This window comes from Lentimicrobium sp. S6 (genome assembly GCF_013166635.1).
Lineage (GTDB): Bacteria > Bacteroidota > Bacteroidia > Bacteroidales > UBA12170 > UBA12170.
The window spans coordinates 98,236-109,385 of record NZ_JABKBZ010000007.1 but is presented as its reverse complement, the minus strand read 5'-3'; the positions used below and the strand labels follow the sequence as shown (position 1 = coordinate 109,385).

Annotated in this window: 3 protein-coding genes and 1 pseudogene; all 4 read left to right on the top strand. The window is 34.1% G+C overall.

The annotated features are described in order from the left end of the window. A pseudogene (locus tag HNS40_RS04730) lies at window positions 1-1,325 on the top strand (hypothetical protein); the annotation flags it as partial. A gap of 107 nt (window positions 1,326-1,432) precedes the next feature. Then, complete coding sequence (locus HNS40_RS04725) at window positions 1,433-3,511, top strand: T9SS type A sorting domain-containing protein (RefSeq protein ID WP_172278193.1); 2,079 nt, start codon at window positions 1,433-1,435, stop codon at window positions 3,509-3,511. 8 nt (window positions 3,512-3,519) lie between these two features. Beyond that, complete coding sequence (locus HNS40_RS04720; protein WP_172278192.1) at window positions 3,520-7,062, top strand: hypothetical protein; 3,543 nt, start codon at window positions 3,520-3,522, stop codon at window positions 7,060-7,062. 13 nt (window positions 7,063-7,075) lie between these two features. Further along, a complete protein-coding gene (locus HNS40_RS04715) occupies window positions 7,076-10,609 on the top strand; it encodes a DUF6443 domain-containing protein (protein ID WP_172278190.1) in 3,534 nt (1,177 codons plus the stop codon). The last annotated feature ends 541 nt before the right edge of the window (window positions 10,610-11,150 follow it).

Genomic DNA, 11,150 nt, shown 5'->3' with positions numbered 1-11,150 from the left:
ATCCTGCCCATACAGGTATGGTTGGATCCGATGGAGATGGTGATACTTGGCTTAATGTCTCAGCAATTGAAGTGCAGACTTATACTTCTTCGCTTTCTTCAACGGATAAATTAATCTTTGCAAGATCAGGTTCTCAATTGAAAAGCACAAAAATCTCCGATTTAAAAAACTATATGCAGAATAATTTGGATTTTGGTTCAGGTGGCGGAGGAACGATTTCACCTTGGGTAACTTCAGGTTCGAATATTTATAGATCAAGTGGTAATGTTGGGATTGGTATCTCAAGTCCTCAAGAGAAATTACATGTCAATGGAACTATCCAGGTTGAGGATGGTATAAAAATGATAGGTAGTACTAATAAGTTAGTATATGGAGAAAGCTCAAGTAGTATTTTCCAAATTTCTAAAAATGTATTTGGCAAAGGAGTTGAGCCTCCTCCAGCAGGAACACAAACCAATATTATCACAATAGATGCTAATAACCGTGTAGGTATTGGAACAGATTCTCCAAGTGCCCAACTGGATGTTGATGGGGATGTAAGAATAGATCAGGAACTGATAGTCCAAAGTACAGCAAATATACTGGGAGATATTGACTTAGGTTTAGGTTCGACTACTATTAGCTTTGGTTCTTCAACTGTTGCAAGAACTCTAAAGTTAAAGTCAAAGTATAGTTATGGTTCAAAGGGAGTTGTACGAGGATTAGCCATTACTGCCGCAGGAAATGTTGGTATTGGAATTGATAATCCAAGTAAAAGCTTGGAAGTGAATGGAACCACAAAAACCTCAGGTTTTCAGATGACAAGCGGAAGTGATCTGGATGGTAAAATCTTACAATCTGATGCAAGTGGAAATGCTTCTTGGGTTGACCCTGGAACATTAAGTGGTGTTGGAATATGGGATGAAACAAATTCTGTTGCAAACTATTATGGTAGTGTAGGAATTGGAACTGCTAATGTAGGAACACATAAATTAGTAGTTGCAGGCTCTATCAACGCTACTCTAATTAAAGTAACAGAAACAGTACCAAGCTCCGACTATGTTTTCGAATCAGATTATTCCTTAATGCCATTAAATGAATTAGAAACATTTGTAAAAACAAATAAACACTTACCTGAAGTAATGAGTGCCGAAGAGTTTGCTAAAGACGGCTATTCTTTAGGTGAAATGGATGATATTTTACTACGTAAGGTAGAAGAATTAACTCTTTATGTGATAGATCAAGATAAAACCATAAATACTCAGCAGGAAACTTTAGAGCAACAACAAATTCTACTCGAAAAACAGCAAAAGCTGATTGACCAATTATTAGAAGCACAGAAATAATATCCTTAAGATAGCTGCTTATGAATGCCCTCCTCTTAATGGGATCGTTCTGGGAGCTAAAGGAATATTCTATTTCTTAATACACGATTTAAATTAAAACCTATATCATGAAGGTAAAAAATATACTAATAAGCTTATTATTAGCTATTATCTCCCATGGACTTATGGCTCAATCGGTCTCCGTACAGTGGCTAAAGAATAGCGATGGTGCCAGCTGGGATTTGGTGAGCGATATGAAAATGGATGCTGCTAATAATATGTTTGTGGTGGGTAATTTCACTTCTACTGCCAAAAGAGACATTAAAAGCAGCGAAGGCAATAAGGACATCTTTATTGCAAAATATAATTCTGATGGAGAACAAACTTGGTTTCATCAAGTGAAAAGCAAAGATTATTGCCATATCAATAGCTTAGACCTCACTGAGGATGGTAAACTATTAATCTCAGGTTTCTTTAATGAGGAAATCATGCTCGATGAATACCAATTGAAAGCAAAAAAAGGAAATCAAGCCTTTTTTGCAGTGATTGATACAGCCGGGAAGTTCCAGATGGTAAAACATATTGAAGGTTATTTTAAAGGCCTACCCATTTTTGTACAACAAAGAGCTGATAAAGGTTATTGGTTTGTGGGTAGTTATACACGAGATTTAGTCATTGATAAAGAAACCTTTAAAGGAAATTATAGCTCCGAAATATTTGTTGGGAGCTTTAATAAAGATGGAGAATTGGAAAACCATTTGATATTAAATGGCAACGGAGATGAAGAGGTAAAAGGAGTAACCACTACTCTGGATGGTCATTTATTACTAACCGGAAGTTTTGAGAAAAACCTTCATATTGGAAGCCAAACTTTCTACTCCAAAGGATATACCGATGCTTTTTTAGTGGAGCTGAATAATGATTTGGAAGTTGTGGATAGCAAACAGCTGGGTGGCGTTTATAAGGATTATGGCAAAAGCATTGGTTTCGACCATGAAGGCCATTATTTATGGGCAGGATGTTTTTCAGCTCAATTGCAAACAGAAGCCCAGTTCCCCATGCAATCTAGTGGGAATTACGATGTGTTTATTGCCAAGTATAATCCCGAGCGAGAACTCCTATGGATGGAACAATTGGGTGGCAAGGCCAATGACTATTTAATGTCGGTGGCATGTAACCAATACAATAGCATTTACCTAAGTGGAAGTTTTAGAGGAAGCATAGAAAAAGAAGAGCAAGAAATAGAGTCGGTAGACTTTTCTTCTGATGTCTTTCTGGCCAAATTTGAGGCCGGTGGCAAATTTAGATATATGGAAGCCTTGGGAGATACCAATGCCGATTATGCTCGACAACTCATTGTCGACACCGAAAACTATATTTACCTCTCCGGAAATTTCAATGAAAAGTTTAAAGCCTTAGAAGATACCAGCCTCCGAGCAGATCAAGAGGACTATTTTCTAACCAGATTGTATGATTGTGATTTTAGCAAAGCCATACAATTGCCTTCAGATACGGCATTATGTGCTCAGATATTTGAGATACAAGCCGACACCAATTATGTGGAATATATTTGGAATGATATTTCAGGAAATTCTACTAAGAAGGCCGATACCACAGCCATGTATTATTTAATAGCTAAAGATGAATTTGAGTGCCTATCCAGAGATAGCATATTCATACAGCTTAACGATGACCCAAGAGTAGACTTGGGTGAGGATATGGTGGTTTACCAAGGTGATGTGATACAATTGGTAGCTGATCCCCATTTAGAATCTTATCAATGGAATGACCAATCTACACTTTCTTATATGGAGATAAACACTCAAAACTTAGTTTTAGGCGATCATCATTATTCGGTTGCTGTTTTAGATACCAATTTCTGTCAGGGCCAAGGAGAAATTAATATTACAGTTTTGGGAATGGATGATTTAGAAAGCGAAGGAAACAATGAGCTAAGCCTACAAATTTACCCCAATCCAGCTAAAGAGCAATGCTTTCTCAAATTAGAGAACCTCAACTTGAGAGAAGCTTTACAACTAGAGTTCTGTACTCTTGAAGGAACTCGATTATGGGAATTAAAACCCGATATATCCTCCATAAATATGGAGATGGAATTAAATGTGCAGGACTTGGTTCCTGGCACCTATATTTTAATGATTAAAAATGGAACTGTGACTCTGGAGGATAGGGTTGTGGTGGTTAAATAAGTATTATAATGAGAAAGATAAATGTTTTAATACTGTTAATGTTTTGTTTGATTGGTACAGTATACTCTCAAATGAATGAAGGTACAGCCCTTCCTAATGTGTTACCTTCAAACCCTAAAGCATATGAATTTATGAAGTATGGTGAAATACCAGTAGGAAAGTATACTGGTGTCCCCAATATCTCAATTCCCATTTATACTATCAATGCTAAAGGACTCGATATACCAATCTATCTGTCATATCATAGTACTGGTTTTAAAGTTAATGAAGAAGCGGGATGGACTGGTTTAGGATGGACTTTAAATGCAGGAGGGTCTATAACTCAAGTTATTCAAGGATATGATGATTATGGGTTCTATAGGCACAGATCATTACCGGATTTTCAGGAAATAGAGCCTAATTTACCTGATGGTGCACTGGCAGGATGCGAACCTTTTTGGATTGCAGGAACTAATCACATAAGCCACGGTGGATTACTACATCCTTCTTATCCAGAAGGTGTTTGGGACAGTGAACCTGATATTTTTAAATTTAGCTTCTTGGATTATTCTGGTAGTTTTATCCTGGATTGGGAAAATGAAGAATTTGTTTGCTTATCAGACCCCAATATTCTCATTGAATCAAACTATTCTGCTGGAGGAACCCCTGGGGACTTTACTATAATTGTATCAGAAGGACATCACTTTGTTTTTCTAATCAAAGAGGTAGGGACATTTATCTCTCACTATTCAGAGAGTGAAGAAATGGGTGGTGGAATAGGCAGCAATATTACAGATCTTGTAAACCATAATGAAAAATCCTTCAGAACCTATCAATTAATTCAAATTATAACAAATCAAGGAGATGTTATCGATTATGAATACACCAATACAGATGAGGTTGATGGGTATCCAAATATTTCGAAGCACATGTACTTTTATGAGCCTTTTTTAAACTCAAGCGATTTCCAAGTTTTGGGAATCAATCAGTTTGACATATTAAAGACTATTACTGCATCCAAACAAGAATATTCTTATTTAACTTCAATTGAATTTGATGGAGGTTATATTAAATTTAATTCTACTGATGATAGGTTAGACATTATCTCAGCTCTAAAGCTAAATAGTATTGAATTGAGGAAAAGTAAAAATAATTATGTGCCGGTTAAGACTTTTAATTTCGAGTATGATTATTTTAATGGTCATTCTAATGGCGAGAATTTGGACTCTTATTTAATAGAAACAAGTATCATTAAAACGAATGATGAACTGACCAAAAGATTAAAGCTATTATCTGTGCAAGAAGTCGGAAAGCCAACTTATGAGTTTGAATACTTTGAAGAGAATCCTCTTCCTAAAAAGACATCTTTAGCAACAGATTATTGGGGATATTATAATGGGGTTTTGATTAATGAATCACTTTTCCCCAATATTTATAGGTTTGGTTTTCCTTATAATGAAAATTCATTCTATGAGCGTATACGTTACAATAATAAGAGTTCAAGTGTTGAGCATACAAAATCCAGTGTTCTTAAAAATATTGTTTATCCAACAGGAGGATACACAGTATTTGATTACGAATTAAATAGTTTTGATAACTATTATGTACCCAATATTGATGACGGTGAGCAAGGTTATTTACGTATAGGTCCAGACCTGCCACAATCCTTAATTGAGCATGGAGCAGCAATTTTTGGGGAAACTACTTTTTTTGAGGGAAGTGCACAGTTAAGCCTGTGGGGATGTGATTGGAATGATTGTGACAATTCACCTCATATAAGAATTTATTCCTATAAAGACACAGAGGAAAATGGCCTCTTGGATGCGTATATAAATAATGGGTATGGTGTGATGCCAACATTAAATGAATTGGGTGCACAGCCAGGGGGAGACAATTATGATGCATATATTGATCAGGTGATTGATATAACAATGGATAATCCTGAGCCCAATGCAGTTGAGCATTTTCCAGATCTAGAATACGAATTCAAAAGAGGATTAGTTTGGGTAGAAAATGTGGGTGGAGGCTGCGGATATTCGCCTCCGTCAATAGCCAGTGGTGCATATCTACATTTGTCCTATTTTGATTATGGGGAAAATAATAATCTTTCATTTGGAAGTGGACTACGAGTGAAGAAAATAGAATCTTATAATGAAAATGACAACCTGATCGGAAAAAATGAATTTATATATGAAAGAGGAAAATTAATGTCTCCACTTGTATATGCAAATAAGCATACTACTCCTTTTCATGACGAAATGTTAGAGCTTGTTTATGATGACCCCATTATTCCTTGCGTTGAGGTTTGTGAGGAAAGACGTGTACATGCATATAAATACAATATTTACTCTGCTAGTTTGACAGGAATATCAACTTCAGCGAGTGGCAGATATGTCGGGTACACTGATGTTATTGAAAAAAATATTTCAACTCAAAATGATGAAAACAGTACAGGTTATACTGTGACTACTTTCTCAAATGAGCCGGATCAGTCTTCCCTTGGATCTGGCATAGGTTTTTTTTCAACAAACTCAGTTATTTTACCGCCTGAAAGACCAAGCCTAGAGAATGGATTATTATTAGGAGAAAAATATTTTCAAAATGATTTAGAAAATCCTATTTCTGAAACAGTCAATTTATATCAGCCTGGAGTTATTAATACTTGTTTCTATGGAGCCAGATATTCACTAATTGAAAAAAGATTTAGTTTCGTGGATGCGTGTCGCTGTTTTTATGAGACTTATAATAAATGGCAAATAGGGGCTTATCCAAATAAGCAACGAGCTAAATCTTTATTAACTGCAAAAACTGAAATCCATCATTTTGATGATATTAATAGTATAACCAAAACAGTTGAATATGACTATGATGATCATCATCAGTTAAGCTACTCCAAAACAATAAATTCAAATAATGATGTGGTCGAAAGCTTTTATAAATATCCCTATGATTTTTATGGAATATCTCCATTTGATGATATGAGACTTAGAAATAAAATCAGACCAATAGTTGAACAAGAACAAAAGGTGAATGGTCAACGTATTCAACTTAAAAGACTTGATTATATCAGAAAATTAAGCACCTATAGTTTTCCAATTTTTCCAGTAAAAGGCTATAGCGAAGCCAATGGGTCTTCTGGTCCTTTAGAGCTTAGGGTTGATTATCATGAGCATGATTTCAAAGGAAATATACTTGAAGTATCCAAATCTGATGATGTGCATATCGTTTATTTATGGGGCTATAATTACCAGTATCCAATTGCTAAAATTGTTAATGCTGAATATATTCAAGATGTTAAAAATGCCATTGGAGTTGATTATGAGGTCTTACAACAGAAATCCAGTAGCGAATTGGAAGCCATATTCCATAATTTAAGGAATCATCCCAATTTGGAGGGTACTCAAATATGGACCTATACTTACGAACCATTAAAAGGAATGGCATCAGAAACCTCTCCAAATGAAAAAACCACAACCTATACCTACGATGATTTAGAAAGGTTGAATATTATCAAAGATTTTAATGATAATATTATTGAATACATTGAATATCATTATTTTGAGGGAAATTAAATACCAGAAAAAAATGAAAAAAATATCTATAAGTATTATAATTATTGTTTTCAATTTATTAACATATGCCCAAAGCTTTGGTGATGATTGGAATTATAGAGCAATATCAACATATAATAGTGATGAAGAAGTAGCAAGAGTTTCTTTAACTTTAAGTCCTGGTTTTAATACAGCTAATCATAATAATTTTGTTGGATACATTGACCCAGATTTACCTTTAAATGGAGGTGTTTCTGAAACTGATGGAGAATTTAATATGAATTATGTTAGGGTTTACCATCCTTTAAAAGATAATTCAACTCAGATTCCACCCGTACATGACCAAATAGATTATCATGAGTGGAAAGAAACCATTAATTATTTTGATGGCATTGGAAGGCCCATTCAAACTGTTAATGTAAAGGCCTCCTCTTATGATAATGATATTATACAACCTACTATTTATGACGAATTTGGAAGAGTAAAAAAAGAATACCTCTCCTATGCTATTGCTCAAGATGGAGAAAATGGACCTGGTGGTTTCAGATCTAATGCAGTAGAAGAAAACAGTGAGTATTACCATAACTATTTTTCTACAGGTGATGGCTTTTCAGCATTTGCAGATAAAGAGTTTGATGGTTCTCCTCTTGATAGAGTTGTAAAACAAGGATCTCCAGGAGCAGCATGGCAGTTAAGTGAGACAAGTGGTCATTTTATTGAATATAAATACCTGTCCAACTCTAGTTCTGCCGAAACCTTCCCAATACTCAAGGTGGAAGTCGGTAATCTGGTCAATTCTGGAGAAGTTTTTTCTACAAATACTCTATTTAAAACTATTACAATAGATGAAGATGGTAATGAGAATGTTGATTATAAGGACTTTGAAAATAGGGTCATTGTGAAATGTGGAGAAGAGAATACCAAGACTTATTATGTATTTGATGACTTGGGATTACTAAGATATATAGTTCCAACATTAGCAGCATTAAAATGTAATGGTTCATCTGTCCCAACAGAAGATGAAATAAATGCCCTATGTTATTATTATGAATATGATCATAGGAATAGAATGATATTAAAGAAACTTCCGGGAGCAAGTCCGGTTTATTTGGTTTATAATAAAAGAGACCAATTAATTCTATCGCAAGATGGCAATCAAAGACCCTACGATAAATGGTCTTTCACAAAGTATGATGTTTTTAATAGACCCATAATAAATGGTGTTTGTACAATTCCAAGTACTACTGTTAATGACATCAGAACGACAGCCATGAGCTCAGCAAGCTATGAAGATTTTGAAACTAATACCGGATTTAATAATACTGCCTATTCAAATACCACTTATCCCATTTTATCCTCACAAGATGAGATACATACAGTTAATTATTATGATAGCTATCAAGTTTTGGATATTCTTTATACCGATAATATTTATAAATTTGCTGATGATGAATTAGACTTTTTGCATTTGACAAGTGGTGAAGCAAATACTGAGGTAATAGGTCTGCCTACTGTCTCATCAACTAAAGTGCTTTTAAACGATTCAGAAACAGTAATTGATGATTTATTGTTAAGTGTAACTTATTACAATATTTATGAGCAGGCCATACAAAAAATAAGCGATAATCATTTAGGAGGAGTAGATATTGTCTCCTATAAGGTAAATTATACTGGAGATATTATTGAGTCAATTGATAAGCATATATTAAATGACCAAGAAACTAAAATTAGGCAATTATTTTATTATAATCAAAACAAATTATTGACAAGTTCTTTACATTCCGTAAATAATTCCTATCCTGTAGCAACAGTCAATAAATACAACGAACTTGGGCAATTAAGCTATAAAAGCTTACATGCTAATATGCAAAGTGAAAATGCAATTCAGCAAATTGATTATGATTATAATATCAGAGGCTGGATGATAGGGATCAATAATCCCAATAGTTTAGGTGATGATTTATTTGCCATGCAATTGGATTATAATACTGCAAGTAATCAACAATTCAATGGAAATATTGGTGCTATTAGCTGGGCAAGTGAAACATTTGATGATATCAAAACCTATGATTTTGTTTATGATGGTTTAAATAGAATCGAAGCTTCGGTTTATCAAAATAATGGCCTTTATAATACCACCTATACTTACGATGCTAATGGAAATATTGAAACATTAGGTAGGTATATGGATATTGGAGGTGTAGCCCAAGAAATAGATCTTCTTGATTACGATTATAATGGTAACCAGCTATTATCTGTTAATGATCAATTTGGAGATTATTTTGAAAACTATGGATTTAAAGATAATGGGGTGTTTAATGCTGTTGAGTATCTTTATGATGATAATGGTAATATGGAAAGCGATGATAATAAAGGGATAGAAAACATTGCTTACAACCATTTGAATTTGCCAATAAGTATTCAATTTAACAATGATAAAGCAGAAAGCAAAAGCATAGGCTATATCTATACGGCAAATGGAACCAAATTAAGAAAGCACACACACGATGGTAGCAAAGAAAGCATAATAACAGATTATGTGGGAGCTTATGTCTACGAAAATACTACCCTACAATTTATCCAAACCAGAGAAGGCCGTTTAGTACCCAATGAAAGCGGAGGTTATAATTACGAATACGCCCTGCAAGATCATCTAGGTAATACCCGAGTTATGTTTAACGAAGAAGGCGAAGTATTACAAGACCAAAGCTATTATCCCTTTGGTATGAGTATGGGAGAGGCATTGACTTATAATGATATTATAAGTACTCCAGAAAATAAGTATCTTTACAACGGAAAAGAATTACAAGATGATTTTGGATTGGACTGGTATGAATATGGTTTTCGGTTTTATGACCCACAGTTAGCTCGATTCCCAAGCCTTGATCCTGTTGCAGATAAATTTGCTTATGTGTCACCATTTAATTATGCTGAGAACTCTCCAATTTCAAATATTGATTTGTGGGGTCTTCAGGCTGTTTCTAGTATAATAGCTGCTGCTATGCATAGAGATAATCCCAAACTAGCTAAGGATGCAGAATATCTAAAAGGATCTCAAGAAGCTGAAGGACTCGGTATAATTTTAGGTGCAACGGCTATGACTCCAATTGCTTCATCAACAGTTGGGTTTTTTGTTAGATCAGCACCAGAAGTATACGGTGAAACAAGACTGCTTGTAGCATTAACTCCAGAAGTATTAAGGTTTCTTTCAACCAAAAATCCAAGAGTAGTATCTGCATTTTTAACTTTTCTGAATTCTATCAAACCTGAGGGAGAAGTTTCTATGCCGACTGGCTTAACTACAACAGAAAGCTTAATTTTACTATTTAGTTTATTTGATCAAGGTTTAATTGGTGATAGTAGAATTGATGTAAAGAAGAAGTTAAAGTCTGATGCCCCAAAGTCTGATGCCCCAAAGCCTGATGTTCCAAAGCCTGATGTTCCAAAGCCTGATGTTCCAAAGCCTGATGTTCCAAAGCCTGATGTTCCAAAGCCTGATGTTCCAAAGCCTGATGTTCCAAAGCCTGATGTTCCAAAGCCTGACAAACCACAATTAAATAGGTTATAACAAAGATAAATATTTATTATATTTGCTATTTTAATCCATATTAAAAATGCAAATTTGATTTATCGCCTTTGTTTAATAAAATATAGAAAAAAATGAATTTATATGCGATAATAATCTTTATAATATTTTTCGGTCCATTTTTTTTCAAGGATCTGAAGTCAGAAAATTTAGTCAAATTCCCTTTGATTCTGAATTTTGTTTTTACATTATATCTATTTCAATTGTATTCTACTGATATATATAAAGATTTAATTTGGCTATTTGAAGAATATTCTACTATTTTTCAAGAAATACAAATTAGTAAAGAATATTTATTTCAAAACCTAATTAAACTATTTGATACTGTTGAATTTATGTTTAACAACTATATTATATACGTAATTGTCTTGTTGGTAACTAGAAAGCCTAAAGGGAGGATTGCTCTTATTAAAATCTTACCAATTTTATGGGTTATGGTGTCAATTAGTTCAATTTTGGCATATAGAGACATAGAAGAATGCCCTAATTTCAAAATCTTTATTCCTTTTGTATTGTTTGTTAT

Bases quoted from the DNA above. Each gene is read 5' to 3' on its own strand.
- HNS40_RS04725 (WP_172278193.1), top strand. From the start codon at position 1,433: ATGAAGGTAAAAAATATACTAATAAGCTTATTATTAGCTATTATCTCC.
- HNS40_RS04720 (WP_172278192.1), top strand. From the start codon at position 3,520: ATGAGAAAGATAAATGTTTTAATACTGTTAATGTTTTGTTTGATTGGT.
- HNS40_RS04715 (WP_172278190.1), top strand. From the start codon at position 7,076: ATGAAAAAAATATCTATAAGTATTATAATTATTGTTTTCAATTTATTA.